A 17,713-nucleotide genomic window follows, 5' to 3' on the forward strand; every position below is an offset into this window, starting at 1 on the left:
GGGCCGGTTCTCGCCCAGTCCGAAGTTCTGGGAGCGGTGGCGGGCGAGGGCGTCGAGTTCGACGAACGAGCCCTCGTCGAGCAGGGCGGTGATCCGCTCACGGGCGGTCAGCTTGCCTTTGGCGTGGACCTTGTCCACCGCTGCCTCACCGGACGGAATCTCCGCAACCGCGAGACGTTTACGAAGATCGGCCAATTTACCCGCAGTGGTATGGATATCGGGTTCGGTTGTCGTCATGCAGAGGTCCCCTACGTTGTGTGGAATGGCAAACGGAGATCGTCAGTTCGTGGCAAGCGAGCGCGCGATCACCAGACGCTGAATCTGGTTGGTGCCCTCGAAGATCTGGGTGATCTTGGCGTCGCGCATGTATCGCTCGACGCGGAAGTCGCGGGTGTACCCGTAGCCACCGAACACCTGTACCGCATCGGTGGTCACCTTCATGGCAGCATCGGTGGCGATAAGCTTGGCCACGGAAGCGTTGCGCGAGTACGGAAGTCCGGCGTCACGCCGACGGGCAGCATCGAGGTAGGTGGCGCGGGCAGAGTCCACCGCCGCCGCCATGTCCGCCAGCACGAAACCCAGGCCCTGGTGGTCGATGATCTTCTTGCCGAACGCCGTACGCTCCTGCGCGTACTTCACCGCGTCGTCGAGGGCCGCCTGCGCGATTCCCACTGCTACAGCGGCAATTCCGAGGCGTCCGGCATCGAGTGCACTGAAGGCGATCTGCAGTCCCTGCCCCTCCGCACCGATTCGCCACTCGGTGGGTACGTGGACGTTGTCGTAGTGCGCCGAGGTCGTCGGGATCGCGTGCAGACCCATCTTCTCCTCGGGCCTGCCGAAGCTCAGGCCGTCGGTTCCGTCCGGAACGAGGAAGCACGAGATACCTTTCGACCCTTCGCCTGTCCGGGCGAACAGGTTGTAGAAGTCGGCCACTCCGCCGTGCGTGATCCACGCCTTCGAACCGTTCACCGTGTAGCCACCCTCGGTCGGGGTGGCCTTGCAGCTCAGTGCGGCAGCGTCCGAGCCGGCCTGCGCCTCGGACAGTGAGTAGGCGCCGATCTGCGCCCCACCGAGCATGTCGGGGAGTTTGTCGGCTTTCTGCTGATCGGTACCGAACGCCATCACGGGATAGCAAGCGAGACCGTGCACGCTCACTGCGACTGCAACCGCCGCCCAGCGCGACGCCAGTTCTTCGAGGACCTGGAGGTAGACCTCGTACGGTTGGCCTCCACCTCCCCATTCCTCCGCGTACGGCAGGCTCAGCAGCCCTGCCTCACCCAGGGTGGCGAACACGCTGTCGGGGTACGCCTCACGCCGTTCGTGGTCGTCGACGATCGGGTCGAGCACCTTGTCTGCCACGTCGCGGGTCAGTGCGATGAGGTCGCGCGCTTCGGCAGTGGGCAACAGACGATCGACGGGCACGTGAAAAACCTCCGGGAAGCTCGGACCAGTACTGCCGAATGATCCGCAGTACTGATGCAGAGTACTGCACAAGGCGATGCAGTACCATCCCTGATGTGAACGCACCCGTGACCTCGCATGCCACGGCGCGCCGTTCCGAGCTCTTCGACCAGCTCGTGAGCCTGTTTCTGGCAGAGGGCTTCGCACACCTGACGCTCGACACCATCGCGGCCCGCCTCCGCTGCTCCAAGTCCACGCTGTACACGCTGGCGTCGAGCAAGGATCAGCTGGTCGGTGGTGCCACCGTGCACTACTTCAAGTCCATGACCACGCAGGTCGAAAGCGCGGTCGCCGAGGTCGACGGCACCCGCAATCGCATCACGACGTATCTGACTGCAGTGGGAGCAGCTCTGGAATCGGCGTCCGAGCAGTTCATGACCGACCTGGCATCCCTCGAGGCGGCCCGCTCGGTGTACGAACGCAACACCGCGATCGCTGCGCGCCGCGTCCAGGAGTTGATCAGCGAGGGCGTGGCCAGTGGCGAAGTGCGCGACGTGCACGCGGCCTTCGTCGGCGACGTCGCGTCCTCGGTCATGGTTCGTATTCAGACTCGCGAGGTGTTCCGATTGACCGGACTGAGCGACGGCGACGCCTACCTGGAGCTGGCGAAGCTCTTGACCGCCGGCATCGGCGCATAGCTCCGACGCCGGGAATGGATTCACCCCGACACACGCTGAAGTACAGTGAATGTAGTTGATCCTTCAACGAAAGAGCGCGTGATGAAGAAGATCGGATTCCTGTCCTTCGGACACTGGTCACCGTCCCCACAGTCGCAGACGAGGTCCGCGTCGGACGTGCTGCTGCAGTCCATCGACCTGGCGGTCGCCGCCGAAGAACTGGGTGCCGACGGCGCGTACTACCGCGTCCATCACTTCGCCAACCAACTCGCGTCGCCGTTCCCCCTGCTCGCTGCCGTCGGTGCCAAGACGAGCACCATCGAGATCGGCACCGGCGTCATCGACATGCGCTACGAGAATCCGTTCTACATGGCCGAGGACTCGGGTTCCGCCGATCTCATCTCGGGCGGGCGGCTGCAGCTCGGGGTCAGCCGAGGATCGCCCGAACAGGTCATCGAGGGCTACCGCCACTTCGGCTACACACCGGCCGAGGGCTCCGATCACGCCGACATGGCCCGTGAACACACCCGCATCTACCTCGATCTTCTCGAAGGCAAGGGTTTCGCACAGCCCAATCCGCGGCCGATGTTTCCCAATCCGCCCGGACTCCTGCGTCTAGAACCGCATTCCCCCGGCCTACGGCAGCGCATCTGGTGGGGTGCAGGCACCCGCGAAACCGCCGAGTGGACCGCGCGACAAGGCATGAACCTGATGAGTTCGACGCTGTTGAGCGAAGACACCGGAGTGCCGTTCCATCAACTGCAGGCCGAGCAGATCGAACGGTTCCACAAGACATGGAGCGACGCCGGACACGACTTCGCGCCGCGAACTTCGGTGAGCCGCAGCATCTTTCCGATCGTCAACGATCTCGACCGCGCCTACTTCGGCCGAGAGGGCAGCGGCGACGATCAGGTCGGCTACATCGACGGTGGAAAAGCCCGATTCGGCAAGACGTACGCAGGCGAGCCCGATCGACTGATCGAGGAACTCGCTGCGGACGAAGCTATCGCAGCCGCCGATACGCTGCTGCTCACCGTCCCCAACCAGTTGGGCGTCGACTACTGCGCCCACGTCCTCGACACTGTGTTGCGCGACGTCGCCCCGGCACTGGGGTGGCGCTGAACACTCGCACAGTGAGATTGGATTGATTTCGGCGGATACGGGTACTGGCAGCACGTTCACCCACCACCACCTGCCAGGAGTTTCCGTGCTCAAACGCGACGTATCCGCGCGCCTCGATGTAGACATCACCGCAGCCACCACGCTCGAATTCCAGATCGCGATCGCGCCACACCCGGGCACGACGGTCACCGAATCACTGTCCTTCGTTCTCGACGGCACCCCCATCGAGGCGAAGGAAGTGAGTGGGCCGCACGGCAACCGAATTCACGTCATGCCCGCCGATGTGGGCAATCTGCAGGTCTCGTACGACGCCACCATTCTCGGTAACACCACCCCGGCGCCGGTCACCGACTACGACATGTCGCTCTACCTCCGGCCCAGCCGGTACGCCGAGGCCGACAAGTTCTACGGTTTCGCCGCAACCGAGTTCGGCGACTACGCGGACTCCGAGGAACTGCTGGCCAAGATCTCCGCGTGGGTCGGCGCTCGCCTGAGCTACGTTCCAGGAAGCAGTGATCCGATCGACGGAGCTGTCGACACGCTGCTCGCCGGACAGGGCGTCTGCCGGGACTACTCACATCTCGTGGTGGCCATGTTGCGTGCGGTCAACGTTCCGGCCCGTCTGGTGGCGGTGTACGCACCCGGCTGCGATCCGATGGACTTCCACGCTGTCGCCGAGGCGTTCGTGGGTGGCCAGTGGCGCGTTGTCGATGCCACCTGCCTGGCCCCGCGCTCGACGCTGGTGCGGATCTCGGTCGGTCGCGACGCCGCCGACACCGCATTCCTGGACAACCACAAGGGTGCCATCACGCTGAACAGTTCCGTGGTCACCGCAGTGGTCGACGGCGAGCTCCCGCAGGACGACATCACCGAGCTCGTCTCCCTCACCTGATCCTTCGGCCCGAAGCCATAGTGATGTGAGCTGCATCACAGCGGCGTTTGTTTTCGACGACGAAAACCGACTAAGTATCCGTTACCAACATTCACAGCCACCTGAAAGGGACTCACATGAGCTTCATCGACAAGGCCAAGAACGCAGCAGAAGACGCCATCGGCAAGGCCAAAGAAGTTGTGGGCGACGCGACCGACAACAAGGACCTCGAGGCCGAGGGCAAGAAGGACCAGGGTTCGGCAGGCGTGAAGAAGGTCGGCGAGAACATCAAGGACACCTTCAAGTAACCCCCAACTCATCGAGTGCCGCCGATCTCGATGATCGGCGGCACTCGCCTTTCACCCCACCTATTTCTCACCAGAGAACGGATTCCCATCATGACCGCATCGACCGACACCACCAAAACCACCAAGCGGCGCGGCGGATTCGCCTCCAAGTTCGCCCTCCTCATCACGCTCGTCCTCGTCGCAGCACTGGTGATCTTCGTGCTGCAGAACACGATTCACACCAACATCAACTTCCTCGGCTGGAACTTCGAGCTCGCTCAGGGTGTGTCCCTGCTCGGTGCCGCTGTCGTCGGTGCCGTCATCGCGCTCGCCGCAACGGCCGCACTGAAGGTTCGACGCGCAGTCCGATGATCCCCCTGCTAGCGCGCAAGTACCTGTATCGCTATCTCATCGTCGCGATCGGGCTTCCCATCCTCGCTCGGGTGTTGGCCTCCGCCGGTAGGAGCCTCGAAAAGCGAACAGGGAAAGACAATGTCGTGTCCAAGGGCTTGAAGTCGGCCGGCCGATTCGCGCAACGGCGTGCCGAGAAGTCGCAGGGCAAGAAGGATCGCAGCTCCCAGCAGCCGATCCGCTAGGCCGGTCGACGAATGTGTCGACCGGCTGTGCCCGGCCTACCCGGCGACGATCAATGTCCCGCCGGGTCGGTCAGCGATTTGCCTTCCTGAGCCTTGACGCGTTTGCGTTCCAGTAGAACCAGAGCAATTCCGGCCACGAGTAGAACCGGCGCGGCGATCGCGCCGATCCACACCCAACCGGTGAACCCGTAACCCGCGGCAGTCAGGGTGAGCCCGAGACTCACCAATGCCATTCCGATGCAGATGTATCCGGGCCAGTTTCGCGTGTCGACGATCGCCTCACCCGCGTGGCCGCGGGTCGTCCGATCGTCGTCACGTGCACCGGCGTCGGAATCGCTCGTGTTCTCGTGCGCCATGCGGACCTCTCGAGATGATGTGCGACGGCCACTGACCGCAAGCCGGTCCTGAGGAGCGGTCGCCGCCTGCACTTCGCTCTTCCCGGAACCCGCCGACCACAAACATCCGGCTGTCGGATCAGTCGTGCCAACTCACTGCAGCGAACGGAGCGTGGCTCGTCAATCGGCCGACGATGCCTGCGTGTGCGAAATTCTTGGCGGTGGCGACTGCGTCGAGAACATCCGTGCCTTTCGCGAGCTCAGCGGTGATGGCCGCGGCGAACACGCATCCGGCACCCGATACCCGTTCTTCGCCCACCTTGGGGGCGCGCAGCACGGTCAGTTCGGAACCGTCCCAGACGACGTCGACGGCCTCGTCGCCGGGCAACCCCGCACCACCCTTGACCACCACGTAGCGCGGTCCGAGTTCGGCAATTCGCTTGGCCGCCTCGCCCAGATCGTCGACGGTGGTGATGGCGTCCATTCCGGACAATGTCTGTGCCTCGAACAGATTGGGGGTGACCACGGTGGCCAGCGGAAGAATGTCGCGCCGAAGAGCATTGTCGGTGTCGAGCGCCGCGCCCGGCTCCTGACCCTTGCAGATCAACACAGGATCGACCACCACGTGCCGCCACGGCTGCAGACGCAGTGAGCTCGCCACGGTCTCGACGGTAGCGGGTGTGCCGAGCATGCCGATCTTGACGACGTCGAGATCGTGTGCGGCAGTGGCAACTTCGATCTGATCGGCGATGACCGAGCTGTCGATGGGAACGAAGCGGTGGCCCCAGCCGGACTTCGGATCGAACGAGACGATGCACGTGATGGTGCCGACTCCGTAGACCCCGAGCCGCTCGAATGTCTTGAGGTCTGCCTGCAGACCGGCTCCACCGGTGGCTTCCGAACCTGCGATCACGTACGCGATTGTCGACATGACCTCAGTATGACAAGTACCGTTCGGCCCGAAATCAGGTGGTCGCGCAGCTGGTGGGGCGAACGTCAGCTCGGCAGATCGGGTTTGGTCGGGTGTTCACGGCTGATCAGCTGCGCCGCCAACGTCGATACCGGCACGTTCATTTCCTGCGACAGTGCACCGAGCATGTCGAACGCTCGGATGGCGTCGACGTCGAAGCGCTCCATGATGATCCCCTTGGCCTGACCGATTCGATCTCGCGAGGCCAGAGCGCTGCGAAACTGCTCACCACGCCGAGCGCTCGACAGCGCGATCGCCGCGTGTGTGGCCAGGTTCAGTGCCGAGTCCTCGGTGTCCGGGTCGAACCGGCCGGTGCCCTCGGCGAGCAGATTGAGCGCGCCGAGTTCCTGCCCGTCGGTGTAGAGCTGGATGGACAGAACCGAGCGAACCGGAGTCTGTTCGACGACCGCGCGAGTCAGACGTGGCCACCGATCCTCGGATTCGACGTCCTCGATCCGTACCGTCTGATGAGTCCAGATGGCCTCGAAACACGGGCCCTGTCCATGCTCGTGCTGCAATGCATCGAACGTACGCGGAGCATCGCCGGTGGAGGCCGTCGATTCCAGATACTCCGGTCGTCGACCCTTGCTCGTTCGCCGGACCAGAGTGACCCCCGCGTGGTCCACCCCGTCGAGCAATCGCACGGCGGCCGCCGTGACCTCCTCGAGCACCTGCTGCTGCGTCAGCGAACCGTGGACCACGGTTCCATGTGCAGTGAGAGCCATCTGCGAGATTCGTTCGTAGATGTCGACCTGTTCCACGTCTTCATCCTTTCGACCGCATCCGTCCGGTTCGTACCTTCTCACACCGGTGCGATGGTGCGCAGTCCCTGCGACCGGCCCTGCCATCGGTTGAGGTGGACCGTTTCGGGGCATACGGCAGTGTCGGATCGTTCTACCGTGCGGTCGCAGCACCCAGAGTGCCCCACTTCCAGTCCCGGAGTGTCGGCGAGCGCGGATCACGTGCTCACACAAAACGACAAGAGATTCCGGAGGCCGAATCGTGCCCACGAGTAGAGACACCACAGCCAGCTGTGAGGACGTCTGGAACGTTCTCGCGAACGGATGGACGTACGCCACCTGGGTGGTCGGTGCGTCCCGAATCCGCGCAGTCGACAACACCTGGCCTGCCGCCGGTGCCCAGATCCACCATTCGGTGGGTGCCTGGCCCGCCGTCCTGAGTGACATCACGCGTTCGGTGGGAATTCACGTCGACCGTGAGATTCGACTGGAGGCGCGTGCGTTGCCGTTCGGCAAGGCGTCGATCACGGTGCGACTGCACCCGATTGCCACCGGTTGCCGCATCGAGATCATCGAGCACGCGATCACTGCGCCGTTCGCCCTGGTGCCGAATCGGATACAGCATCTGTTGGCGCATCCACGCAACGCCGAGGCGCTCCGCCGGCTCGCCCTGCTAGCAGAACGGTCCACAGCTCCGTGAGCAAGTCCCCACTGCGACAGGCAGTCTCGGGAAAGATGCTGTTCGTCTTCATTCTCGGCGATGTGCTCGGTGCCGGAATCTACGCTCTCGTCGGCGAGATAGCGGGCGAGGTCGGCGGAGCGATCTGGCTGCCCATGCTCGTCGCCCTGCTGATGGCACTGCTCACCGCTGCGTCGTACGCAGAACTCGTCACCAAGTACCCACGAGCAGGCGGCGCAGCCGTGTTCGCGCAGCGGGCATACGGGCGTCCGCTCGTGTCGTTTCTGGTGGGATTCTCGATGCTCGCCGCAGGTGTCACCAGCGCTGCAGGCCTGGCGCTCGCCTTCTCGGGCGACTACCTGGGCGTGTTCCTCGACGTGCCCGCCGTCCCTGCCGCGGTGGTGTTCCTGCTTCTGGTCGGGCTGCTCAACGCTCGCGGGATCACCGAATCGTTGCGGGCGAACCTCGCCATGACGGTCGTCGAGGTATCGGGTCTGGTGCTGATCGTCGCCCTCGCCGGTCTCGTGCTGAGCCGGGGTGACGGAGAGCCGTCCAGGGTCCTCGAATTCACCGACGCGACGACTCCGACGCTCGCGGTGCTCGGCGCGGCTCTGCTCGCGTTCTATTCGTTCGTTGGATTCGAGACGTCGGCGAACATCGCCGAAGAAGTCGAGGACGTGCGCCGGGTCTACCCGCGCGCTCTTCTCGGTGCCGTCACCGTGGCCGGGGTGGTGTACGTGCTCGTCGGTCTCGCAGTGTCCACCGTCGTGCCCGCCGACACCCTGGCGCAATCGACCGGTCCGCTGCTCGAGGTCGTCGCCGCTGCCGATGCGGGCATTCCGCCCTGGGTCTTCGGCCTCGTCGCACTGGTAGCGGTGGCCAACGGCGCACTGCTGACCATGATCATGGCGTCGCGACTGACCTTCGGCATGGCTCGCGACGGTCTGCTACCCGGCGCATTGGCCAAAGTTCTGCCGGGCCGCAAGACTCCGTGGGCGGCGATCGTCGCCACCACCGTCGTCGCGATGGTGTTGTGCAGCACCGGTTCCGTCGCTGCGCTTGCGGAGACAGTCGTGCTGCTCCTGCTGTTCGTCTTCATCAGCACCAACGTCGCGGTACTGGTGCTTCGCAGCGATCGGGCCGACTCCGGTCATTTCCGGACGCCGACCGCACTCCCCGTGCTGGCACTGATCACGTGCGCGGTTCTACTGACCCAGCAGTCCGCGGCAACGTGGCTGCGCGCCGGGCTGCTCCTCGCCGTGGGAGTAGCGCTGTACTTCGTCGGTAACCTGCTGACCAGCAAGACCGATACCGACCAGAGGAGTGCAGTCTCATGACCACCACCGAGGTCGACGCGATCGTGATCGGCAGTGGCCACAACGGCTTGGTTGCGGCGGCAGCGATGGCCGACGCCGGCTGGGACGTCGTGGTCCTCGAGGCTGCCGAACATCCCGGCGGCGCCGTGCGCAGCGCCGAGCTCGTTCCCGGTTTCACCAGCGACCTCTTCAGCGCCTTCTATCCGCTGGCGCTCGCCTCGCCTGCCATGACGGCACTCGACTTGGAAAGTCACGGGCTGCGGTGGTCGCACTCCCCCGCGGTGTACGGCCATGCGCGGTCACCGCAGGACACCGACGCTCCGGTCGTTCACCACGACGTCGAGACCACCGCTGCGCGGCTGTCGGAACACGACGCGCGAGACGGCCGAACCTGGCTGCGGCTCTTCGAGCAGTGGGAGCGCATTCGCGAGCCCTTCATAAACTCGCTGTTCGGACCGTTTCCACCCGTCGTCCCAGCGGCTCGACTCGCCCACACCTTGGGGGTGCCCGAGACACTGCGCTTCGCGCGATTCGCGGCCCTTCCCGCCCGGGTGATGGCTCACGAGCTCTTCCACAGCGAGGCTGCTCGCTGCCTGCTGCTGGGCAACGCCATGCACGGTGACGTCCCGACCGATGCCCCGGTGAGCGGCATGATGGGCTGGCTGCTCACGATGCTGGCTCAGGACGTCGGGTTTCCGGCCCCCGTGGGCGGATCGTCTGCGCTGACGGCTGCGTTGATTCGTCGTGGTGCTGCGTCGGGTGCGGTGCTCGAGTGCGGTCAGGCGGTCGAGCACATCGAGGTGCGCGGCGGCCGCGCTCGTGCTGTGCACACCGCTGCAGGAGACACGTTTCGAGCGCGACGGGCGATCGTCGCCGACGTGTCCGCACCGGCTCTGTACGGTTCACTGCTTCCGTTCGACGCCGTGCCGCGCCGAGTGCACGACGACTTGCGCACCTTCGAGTGGGACACCCCGGTGGTCAAGGTGAACTACGCACTCGATCGCCGAATGCCCTGGAACTCACCGTCTTTGGCCGATGCCGGCACCGTCCATCTCGGTGCGGACGACAACGGCCTCGTGCACTGGGCGGCAGATCTCACGACCGGAGTTCTTCCCCAGAGCCCGTTCATGCTGTTCGGCCAGATGACCACTGCCGATCGGAGCAGGTCACCGGAGGGCACCGAAAGCGCCTGGGCCTACACGCATCTGCCGAGGGGCGTCGTCGACGACGCGGCCGCCGACACCGTGGCGGATCGGGTCGACGAAGTCCTCGACGCCCACGCACCGGGGTTTGCCGATTCGATCGTCGGGCGGGTCGTCCAGCGACCGAGCGATCTGTACGGTGCCGACGCCAATCTGCACGGAGGAGCGGTGAACGGCGGAACCGCGCAGCTGCAGCAGCAGTTGATATTTCGACCGACGCCGGGGCTGGGGCGGTCGGAAACACCGGTGGAGGGCTTGTTCCTCGGGTCGGCGTCGGCGCACCCGGGTGGTGGAGTACACGGAGCGGCCGGCCTCAATGCTGCCCGGGCAGCGCTGGGCCAGCGAGGTGTACGTGGCTGGATGAAGAAGAAGATCACCGGTTCACTCATCGAGGTGTTGACCCGGTGACGACGTTATCGAAACGAGATCTTTCGTTACCGATTCGAGACCTCCGACGGAGTCTTCCGAAATTGGACACTGACATCGTTGAAAGCACAACAACTCAGCGTCTCGCAACCGGAGGAGCACCCGCCGGGAACGATCGCTTCGGGGAAGAGGTAAGCATGTTGACCAGCACCGCAACCATGGAACGCTCCATTCGCGATGACGAGGGCGTGTTCCGACTCGAGACGGTCATGGGCTCGAACGGCCACAACACACTGTGCGCCTTCGGCGAACTGGACATGTCCACCAGGGCCGAATTCGTCCACAGTCTCGACCGGTTGGCCTCCGCGTCCGATCGGGTCACGGTCGATCTGTCGGAGGTGTCGTTCATGTACTCCGGCGTCGCCAACGCGATCATCGACGCCACCTACGTACACCCGGGCAAGATCGCCGTGCTCGCGCCTGCGCGATCGGTGCGCATGGTCCTCGAAGTACTGGGCGCAGGCGACCTGTTCGTCGACGCGTTTCGGTCGTGAGTACGACTCGATAACAGGTAACGTCGGACATATGCCAGACGAGCCGACCGGAGCAGCCTTCGAGATCGTGGCAGCCGACCACGACGCGACGACCGTGCTCACCGTTCGAGGCGAACTCGATCTCGACACCATCCCTGAGCTGTCGGCTGCTGCGTTCCCTGCGGCCGACACAGCCAGGGGCGGCCTCGTGGTCGACCTGACCGATGTGAGCTTCCTGTCGTCGAGCGCCATCACGGTGCTGGTGCGAGTATGCGATCGACTGCCCGATGCCTCGCGCATGGCGTTGGTGGCGGTCGATGGAGTGGTGGTTCGGCCTGTGCAGCTCAGCGGAATCGATCGCGTGATGGCGACTTTCACGACCGTCCCCGACGCGGTGGCACACGTTCGGTCTGCAGCTCTCGACTCGGAGTTAGACCGATGACGCGCCGGTACCTGTTCGGACTGCGACGATGACCGAGAGCAGTCCCGGGCCCACTCCCCAGCGTTGGAGCCATACCGCTCCAGCCGAATCGGCTGTGGCGACCGTGCTTCGGCGCCGGTTGCATCACTGGGTTCTCGAACTGGGCGTGAGCAACTCCTTGGTGGACGACATCGTCCTCGGGGTCTACGAGGCGCTCGCGAACGTCGTCGAGCATGCCTATCACTCGGTGCCCGAGCCCGGAACGATGACTGTCACCGCTGCCTACGAACACCGAACCCTGACCGTCACGATTTCCGACACCGGAACGTGGCGGCCACCGACACCGACGACCAATCGCAGCCATGGCTTGCAACTCGCTGCCGCGGTGTCCGACGACCTTCTCGTCGATCACCGGCCGGGTTTCGGGACCATCGTGACTGCGATTTGGACCGATCCGGTCTCTGCAAGCCGTTCGAGTTCTGCCACCCGCTCGCCATGAACGAAGGGAGTGCCCATGTCTGCCACCGCTGCTGAATTGCTCGACACGGCACCGTGCGGCGTGTTCTCTGTCGATGTGGCCACTGCACGGATCCTCTACGCCAACGTCGCCGCCGCCCGGATCACCGCACGCAGCCGTGATGCCCTCGTGGGAACTTCGGTCACCGACCTGTTCACGATCGAGTTCGAGCCCGTACTGACGGCGCTGATCGACGTTGCGTCGAGTTCGCGGGCCGACTCTCCGATCGGGGCCTCCGCGAAGTTGTCCGTCGCACCCGACAGAAACGATGCAATCGCCGTGTCGATACTCGCCAACAGTCTGCGCACGCCCACGGGTGCCGTGACGGTGACGATGACACTGCACAACGAGACCGAGCGTCACGTGCGCGAACGGGATCTGATCGACGCCCGCGACAATGCCGAGGCCGCGCAGGACAGCGCCGAAGCCGCTCTGGACAGATCACAGGATGCACTGGGTGCTTCGGAGGAAGCGCGCAAGCAGGCCGAGGCGGAGAAAACGCAGGTGCAGATACTCGCGTCGACTCTGCAACGAACTCTGCTGCCGCCGATCCTGTCCGCTCCGACGGGCATGAACGTAGCAGCCCACTATCACCCCGCATCCATCGACGAGGTCGGTGGCGATTTCTACGACGTGTTTCCGCTCGACAAGCAGACGTGGGGATTCTTCCTCGGTGACGTGAGCGGTAAGGGTGCCGGAGCCGCCGCCGTGACCTCGCTGACCCGGTACACCCTGCGCGCCGCGGCAGTGTTCGACCGCAACCCGATCTCGGTACTCGAGAACCTCAACACCGTTCTGCACCACGAGTTTCACGGCGACGACCCACGTTTCTGCACAGTCGTTTTCGGCACCATCACTCCGGGCCCGGACGGCGCGGTGGTCGACCTCGCCAGCGGCGGGCATCCCCCGGCACTGCGCATCACTCACGACTCCGTCGTGGACTTCGTCGACACCACCGGTGGTCAGTTGGTCGGAGCCTTGGCCGAGCCGCACTTCGCATCGGCATCGGTGACACTGCGACCCGGCGACGTCATGGCCTTCTACACCGATGGGTTGACCGAGGCGATCGTCGGACCGGGGCGAACACGCTTCGACGACGACGGTGGCCTCGAATCCTTTGCGGCCGAAAGAGGTCCGACGACTGCACCGAAGATCGTCGACGATCTCACGTCACTTCTGGCTTCCTTCGGAGACGGCCTGCAGGACGACGTAGCACTGCTCGCCTTCGAGGTACCCCGGGTCGACGCCGGCGCGTAGCTGTTCAGGCGCGCAGGCTCGCTCAACGTGCGCGTATTCCCGACAGGAACACCCGCAGGACGTAGTCGGAGACTTGTTCCGGACCTTCCTCGGACCGTGAGACGGATCTGATCACCACGTTGTTGGCGAGTATCGTCGCAAGTTCGCTCGCCGACGCCTCGGTACCGAAGTCGCCTCGACGCTGGCCACGTTCGAGGATCGGGGTGAGCGCCGAGGGCAGCGGGAGTTGCTCCCGAATGGTGGTGACAGTGCTCGGCTCGTGAAACTGCTCGAAGCTCAGTGCCAGCAGCATCCCCGAGCTCATCGAGCGGTTGCGCGCCACGAACTCCGCAAGCCGACCGACCGAACGCTCCAGAGCAGCAATGGGTTCCACCTCCAGTCGGGCGTCCGCACGACCCAGCCGGAGGACGCGCTCGAACTCGGGCGTCAGTGCGGCAACGATGATATCGACCTTGCTCGGGAACAGGCGCTTGAGATCGGCAACGGTGAGCGAGGAGGCAGTGGCGATGTCGGCGAGGGTGACCGAGAAATATCCGTGTGCCGCGAACAACGTCTCGGTCGCCGCGATGACGTCGGATTCGATGTCGGCCCTCGAATGATCGAGACCGTCGAGAGAAGCGGGCGCGTCCGCGGGTCCCGCTGTGCGTTCACGACGATCCGAGTGAACTGGGTCCACCGCCCACTCCAGCAGCGATTCGACAGCCGCGGACGCGCGTGACGTGGGCACCGTTCCCGGGCTGAGGGTCTCACGGAAAGCAAGACCGTCGAGCAGGGCGACGAGGACATTGGACAGTCCGGTCACCGTCAGCGGCGTTCTCACCGAACCCCCGAGCGCACGGAGCTTGTGTCGGACGGCATCCTCGACGGCGGCGTCCATCGCATCGAATTCGGGTGCCAACGACGATCGCGCTCCGGCGTGGTCGGAGGCGATCATCGCGCCGATCATTCTCCTGCGCAGCAGACCGGAGGTCAGTTGCTCGAAGTAGGACGCGAGATCCGACGAGGCATGCTCTGCATCGCCGGGCTTCGTGTACTGCAGAGTGACGTGCGCGAGCAAGTCCTCGACGAACGCTTCCTTGCCACCACGCTCCCCGGCACGGGAGGACCCGGGGTACGCATTGTGGAAAGTCTGGTGCGACAGCCCGGCTTCTTCCACGACCGAGGCGATAGACAGCGATCTTGCCAGCACCGACATATCGAGATCGGTCAGCAATCGTGAGCCCGCCCGCAGCAGTTGTTCGCGGGGTGTGGATTTCGGGCTCAACGACGACCGCCTACGGTATTCGATCCGGTGGACAGTGAACTATAACAACGGCCCGGTGAAGACCCGACTTTACAAACCGATAAACCTGGATCGACAGAAGCCTCCAATGCCGTGTTCTGCCTCGAACCCGTTGGTGTTGTTTCATATTCTCCGGCGTGGTCGGATGTTCGAAACACCCAAGTCGGACAGCAAGGGTCGGATGCAATGCGAGTGACGAGTACAGGTCTGTCGACCACGACGATTCCGGTCGCTTCCGGTACCGCGATCCATCCGGCGCAGCGATTCGCGCCGCGCCGCAGTGCATCGACCGTGCGGGCCAGGACCGTCGCAAATCCCGGTACCGAGAATCTCAGGTCACAGCAGGAAGCGTCGAGATTCGCCGATCCCGGACTCACCGCGCGCGAGATCGCGGTCCTCGGTGCCTGGTTGCGCTGCGACTCCAAACAAGAAGTGTGTGCGGCTCTGCACATTGCGCTCGGTACGGTCAATACCCATCTGACTCGAATTCGCGCGAAATATGCCACTGTCGGTCGGGCGGCACCGACCAAGGCGTCGCTCGTGGCCCGGGCGCTGCAGGACGGCTTGGTCACCCTCGACGATCTCTGACCCATTGCGGTTCGCCGCGGCCCGCTCCGATGCTAAATTCCCACACGCACGATGTATTCATGCCGATGGTGGGGGCCATGACAATTCTGGGGGAATTCGCGCGGCGCTCGTTCGTGCGTGGTGCCGTGTGCACATCACTGGTGGTGTCGATGTCGGCCGTGGTACCTGCTGCAGTGTCTGCTGAGCCTGTGCCGGGCCGCACCGAACGCGAGATCACGTCGTCCTCACCCGTCACCGAGGTCGTCGCGACGGTGGTCGTTCTCGACGCCCCGCTTCCCGCGGGTTCTGCGCCGCACCCCGCGGAGTGCGATCGGCTCTCCTATCTGCGCTACCGAGCCGCGGACGGTCCCGAGAATTCAGCGGACGCCGACCGAGTGCTCGTGGCACAGCCCGGAGTGTTCGAGGGTGCGGGTGCCTTCGAGTCCGTCGCCCGCAACACCGTCGCCGCAGCGGACGCCGAGGGCAGACACATCGAGTTCTGGGCCCTGGACCGCCGCTCGAACTGCCTCGAGGACCACACCGGAACCCAGGCGGCGCTCGCCGCGAACGACCTCGACATCGCCACGGACTACTACTTCGCCGGGGGAACCGCCGACGGGCGCACTTTTGCCGGATACGCCGACGGCGCAGGCACCGCGTGGCTCGATGACCAGGGCCTGGTGCAGACCATGCGCGACCAGTACGACGTGCTGCGTCTCGAACTCCCGGACCAGAGAATCCGTAAGCAGAAGGTACTGTGCGGTGGCCATTCTCTCGGTGGGTTCCTGACCGGTTACTTCGCGAACTGGGATTTCGACGGCAACCCGGCAACCACCGACGATGCCGGATACAACCAGTGCTCCGGGTACTTCGCACTCGACACCGTGATCAAGGCCGGTCCGCCGAACCCCATCAGAAACCTCGACCTTCCTGAAGTTCCGCCGGCGCTCGCCGGACCCATCGAGGCCGCGTCGGGTGCGTTGACCGACGTGTACCCGGTGACGCGGTTGCCTGCCGTCATCAATCCGGAAACGACGAATCTGCTTGCGATAGCGGGACTTGCCGCTCGACTGGACCCGACTGGAGTCAACGACGTCGTCGACCGACTGCCGCGCAGCCTCAATTTCGATGCGACACTGCGGACCTTGTTGTCCAAGGACCCCCTCATGGCCGCGACCGGACTCCCCGACATCAGGACGCTGTACGCCACCAACGAAGCCGTCGTCGGCGCGTTGCTCGACGACAATTCTCAGCCACTCGGTTTTCTGCAGACCAGCGTCGGCTTCATCGGCAGCGGGCCCGTACAGGACAAGTACTTCCCGATGCCGAACGAGGTGATCGCGACGATTCCGTTCCTGGGTCAGGTCTTCGGCAGCGACCGCAAGGCAGCACCGACGAGCTATGGGGACCCATCCGTCGTCTACACCTGGCAGGACTACGACGAGATGACCCCGAACTCGTACACCGACCCATCGAAGGAAGTCAGCTCCATCTCGCAGATCGTGCGGAGTCTGAGCGAACCGCCCTTGGACTTCACCGAGTGGTACTTCCCGACTGCCATCAACACCGACCTCGGTCAACCGACCGCGCCGTCGATCGCCGCTCACTACCTCTACCGAGACGGCGTCTCCCGCAACCCGGTGCTGACGCTGCAGGGCGACGGCGGGCTCGACCTCGGTGCGTCGGACAGCCCGATCGACGTTCCCGTCGAGCTCCGCGGCTACAACCACCTCGACGTGTTGACGGCGGCTCAGAAGCAGAACGACGGCCTCCCGGAACAGGTTTCGACTCGACTCTCCGAGTTCAGCCGATGACCGACAGGCCTGCGCTGATGTTGCTGCACGGCGTCACCATGTCTGCAGCAGCATGGGAGAACGTCGTACCGCTTCTCGCCGACCGTTTCGACCTCATCGTCCCTACTGCTGCCGGCCATCGCGGAGGTCCGCCGCTGGCCGACGCGACGTTCACCGCCGTCACCGACAACGCGGAACGCGAACTCGACCAGCGCGGCCTCGACGCAGTGCACATCGCCGGAAACTCGATGGGTGGATGGATGGCCGTCGAGCTTGCTCGGCGGGGTCGGGCGCGGTCGGTCTGCGCATTCTCACCGGCCGGGTTGTGGGAGAAGAACGAGAAGCCCGGTGCGAGCCGGGCCACGCTGATCCGCACCAAGAAGTTGGCCGACACGACCCGCCATCTCGCTCCACCGCTGATGAAGTTCGGCTTGGGCCGGCGAATTACCATGCGCGACATCGCGGTCCACGGAGAACGAATGACGAGGCAGCAAGCGGTCCGATCGTTCCAGGACCTCGTAGGGTGCGAGGCGGCGTACGAACTACTCGACACTCGCGAGAACATGGAACCGCTCCTCGAACTTCCGTGTCCGGTGACTGTCGCGTGGGCTGCCCACGATCGCATCTTTCCGCCGGCCGAGTTCGTTCCCGTCGCTCGCCAACGGCTGCCCGGAGCCCGGTTCGTCGCACTACCCGGCGTCGGTCACGTTCCGATGATCGACGACCCCGACCTGTGCGCGCGTACGATCGTCGAGGCGATCGAGGACGGCACCGGCTGATC

At 64.6% G+C, this 17,713-nt stretch carries 22 protein-coding genes; 16 read left to right on the forward strand and 6 right to left on the reverse strand.

What is annotated here, in order from left to right:
* Both CH251_RS26265 and CH251_RS26270 read right to left on the reverse strand, forming a co-directional pair.
* On the reverse strand, nucleotides 1–237 hold a 237-nt coding region (locus CH251_RS26265; RefSeq protein ID WP_306436851.1), incomplete at its 3' end, for a carboxyl transferase domain-containing protein.
* Nucleotides 238–279: 42 nt separating this feature from the next.
* A complete protein-coding gene (locus CH251_RS26270; protein ID WP_094615672.1) occupies nucleotides 280–1,422 on the reverse strand; it encodes an acyl-CoA dehydrogenase family protein in 1,143 nt (380 codons plus the stop codon).
* 95 nt (nucleotides 1,423–1,517) lie between these two features.
* Between CH251_RS26270 and CH251_RS26275 the strand changes: the two genes are divergently transcribed.
* From CH251_RS26275 to CH251_RS26300, 6 genes are all read left to right on the forward strand, one after another.
* Entirely contained in the window at nucleotides 1,518–2,099 is a 582-nt protein-coding gene (locus CH251_RS26275) for a TetR/AcrR family transcriptional regulator (RefSeq protein WP_230596325.1), read from the forward strand.
* An 81-nt stretch (nucleotides 2,100–2,180) separates the two neighbouring features.
* Nucleotides 2,181–3,200, forward strand: a complete 1,020-nt coding sequence (locus CH251_RS26280; protein WP_094615673.1) for an LLM class flavin-dependent oxidoreductase — start codon at nucleotides 2,181–2,183, stop codon at nucleotides 3,198–3,200.
* A gap of 85 nt (nucleotides 3,201–3,285) precedes the next feature.
* Nucleotides 3,286–4,092: a transglutaminase family protein gene (locus tag CH251_RS26285; RefSeq protein WP_094615674.1), complete on the forward strand. Its 807-nt coding sequence runs from the start codon at nucleotides 3,286–3,288 to the stop codon at nucleotides 4,090–4,092.
* Between the two features lie 116 nt (nucleotides 4,093–4,208).
* Nucleotides 4,209–4,379 (forward strand): CsbD family protein, encoded by a 171-nt coding sequence (locus CH251_RS26290; RefSeq protein WP_008718579.1) that lies wholly within the window; start codon nucleotides 4,209–4,211, stop codon nucleotides 4,377–4,379.
* Nucleotides 4,380–4,469: 90 nt separating this feature from the next.
* Nucleotides 4,470–4,730 (forward strand): lipopolysaccharide assembly protein LapA domain-containing protein, encoded by a 261-nt coding sequence (locus tag CH251_RS26295; RefSeq protein WP_094615797.1) that lies wholly within the window; start codon nucleotides 4,470–4,472, stop codon nucleotides 4,728–4,730.
* A complete protein-coding gene (locus CH251_RS26300; RefSeq protein ID WP_094615675.1) occupies nucleotides 4,727–4,954 on the forward strand; it encodes a hypothetical protein in 228 nt (75 codons plus the stop codon). Before CH251_RS26295 ends, CH251_RS26300 begins: the two co-directional genes overlap by 4 nt.
* A gap of 50 nt (nucleotides 4,955–5,004) precedes the next feature.
* On the opposite strand, the gene CH251_RS26305 is transcribed toward CH251_RS26300, so the two are convergent.
* From CH251_RS26305 to CH251_RS26315, 3 genes are all read right to left on the reverse strand, one after another.
* Nucleotides 5,005–5,310 carry a hypothetical protein gene (locus tag CH251_RS26305; RefSeq protein ID WP_094615676.1) on the reverse strand — a complete coding sequence of 102 codons (306 nt, stop codon included), beginning with the start codon at nucleotides 5,308–5,310 and terminating at the stop codon, nucleotides 5,005–5,007.
* A gap of 118 nt (nucleotides 5,311–5,428) precedes the next feature.
* Complete coding sequence (gene thiD, locus CH251_RS26310) at nucleotides 5,429–6,220, reverse strand: bifunctional hydroxymethylpyrimidine kinase/phosphomethylpyrimidine kinase (protein ID WP_094615677.1); 792 nt, start codon at nucleotides 6,218–6,220, stop codon at nucleotides 5,429–5,431.
* A 65-nt stretch (nucleotides 6,221–6,285) separates the two neighbouring features.
* Nucleotides 6,286–7,020, reverse strand: coding sequence for a GAF and ANTAR domain-containing protein (locus CH251_RS26315; protein ID WP_256979319.1), 735 nt, complete (start codon nucleotides 7,018–7,020; stop codon nucleotides 6,286–6,288).
* Between the two features lie 241 nt (nucleotides 7,021–7,261).
* Here CH251_RS26315 and CH251_RS26320 point away from each other — a divergent pair, with 241 nt between their 5' ends.
* The 7 genes from CH251_RS26320 (at nucleotide 7,262) to CH251_RS26350 (ending at nucleotide 13,290) form a co-directional block, all read left to right on the forward strand.
* A complete protein-coding gene (locus tag CH251_RS26320; RefSeq protein ID WP_094615678.1) occupies nucleotides 7,262–7,699 on the forward strand; it encodes an SRPBCC family protein in 438 nt (145 codons plus the stop codon).
* Nucleotides 7,696–9,015, forward strand: a complete 1,320-nt coding sequence (locus tag CH251_RS26325) for an APC family permease (RefSeq protein ID WP_373454992.1) — start codon at nucleotides 7,696–7,698, stop codon at nucleotides 9,013–9,015. Before CH251_RS26320 ends, CH251_RS26325 begins: the two co-directional genes overlap by 4 nt.
* Nucleotides 9,012–10,604: an NAD(P)/FAD-dependent oxidoreductase gene (locus CH251_RS26330; protein WP_094615679.1), complete on the forward strand. Its 1,593-nt coding sequence runs from the start codon at nucleotides 9,012–9,014 to the stop codon at nucleotides 10,602–10,604. The genes CH251_RS26325 and CH251_RS26330 overlap by 4 nt, the downstream gene beginning before the upstream one ends.
* 155 nt (nucleotides 10,605–10,759) lie before the next feature.
* Nucleotides 10,760–11,116: a hypothetical protein gene (locus CH251_RS26335; protein WP_094615680.1), complete on the forward strand. Its 357-nt coding sequence runs from the start codon at nucleotides 10,760–10,762 to the stop codon at nucleotides 11,114–11,116.
* A gap of 31 nt (nucleotides 11,117–11,147) precedes the next feature.
* Entirely contained in the window at nucleotides 11,148–11,537 is a 390-nt protein-coding gene (locus tag CH251_RS26340; RefSeq protein WP_094615681.1) for an STAS domain-containing protein, read from the forward strand.
* A gap of 28 nt (nucleotides 11,538–11,565) precedes the next feature.
* Complete coding sequence (locus tag CH251_RS26345) at nucleotides 11,566–12,015, forward strand: ATP-binding protein (RefSeq protein WP_094615682.1); 450 nt, start codon at nucleotides 11,566–11,568, stop codon at nucleotides 12,013–12,015.
* Nucleotides 12,016–12,030: 15 nt separating this feature from the next.
* Nucleotides 12,031–13,290 carry a PP2C family protein-serine/threonine phosphatase gene (locus CH251_RS26350; RefSeq protein WP_094615683.1) on the forward strand — a complete coding sequence of 420 codons (1,260 nt, stop codon included), beginning with the start codon at nucleotides 12,031–12,033 and terminating at the stop codon, nucleotides 13,288–13,290.
* 22 nt (nucleotides 13,291–13,312) lie between these two features.
* Here CH251_RS26350 and CH251_RS26355 read toward each other — a convergent pair whose 3' ends face one another.
* Complete coding sequence (locus CH251_RS26355; RefSeq protein ID WP_094615684.1) at nucleotides 13,313–14,554, reverse strand: TetR family transcriptional regulator; 1,242 nt, start codon at nucleotides 14,552–14,554, stop codon at nucleotides 13,313–13,315.
* A gap of 204 nt (nucleotides 14,555–14,758) precedes the next feature.
* Between CH251_RS26355 and CH251_RS27295 the strand changes: the two genes are divergently transcribed.
* The 3 genes from CH251_RS27295 to CH251_RS26370 all read left to right on the forward strand — a co-directional run bounded on the left by CH251_RS27295 (nucleotide 14,759) and on the right by CH251_RS26370 (nucleotide 17,711).
* Nucleotides 14,759–15,160, forward strand: coding sequence for a LuxR C-terminal-related transcriptional regulator (locus CH251_RS27295; RefSeq protein ID WP_143537918.1), 402 nt, complete (start codon nucleotides 14,759–14,761; stop codon nucleotides 15,158–15,160).
* Nucleotides 15,161–15,237: 77 nt separating this feature from the next.
* A complete protein-coding gene (locus CH251_RS26365) occupies nucleotides 15,238–16,953 on the forward strand; it encodes a hypothetical protein (protein WP_094615800.1) in 1,716 nt (571 codons plus the stop codon).
* Entirely contained in the window at nucleotides 16,950–17,711 is a 762-nt protein-coding gene (locus tag CH251_RS26370) for an alpha/beta fold hydrolase (RefSeq protein ID WP_094615685.1), read from the forward strand. The genes CH251_RS26365 and CH251_RS26370 overlap by 4 nt, the downstream gene beginning before the upstream one ends.
* The last annotated feature ends 2 nt before the right edge of the window (nucleotides 17,712–17,713 follow it).

This window comes from Rhodococcus sp. 06-462-5 (assembly GCF_002258315.1).
GTDB lineage: Bacteria > Actinomycetota > Actinomycetes > Mycobacteriales > Mycobacteriaceae > Rhodococcoides.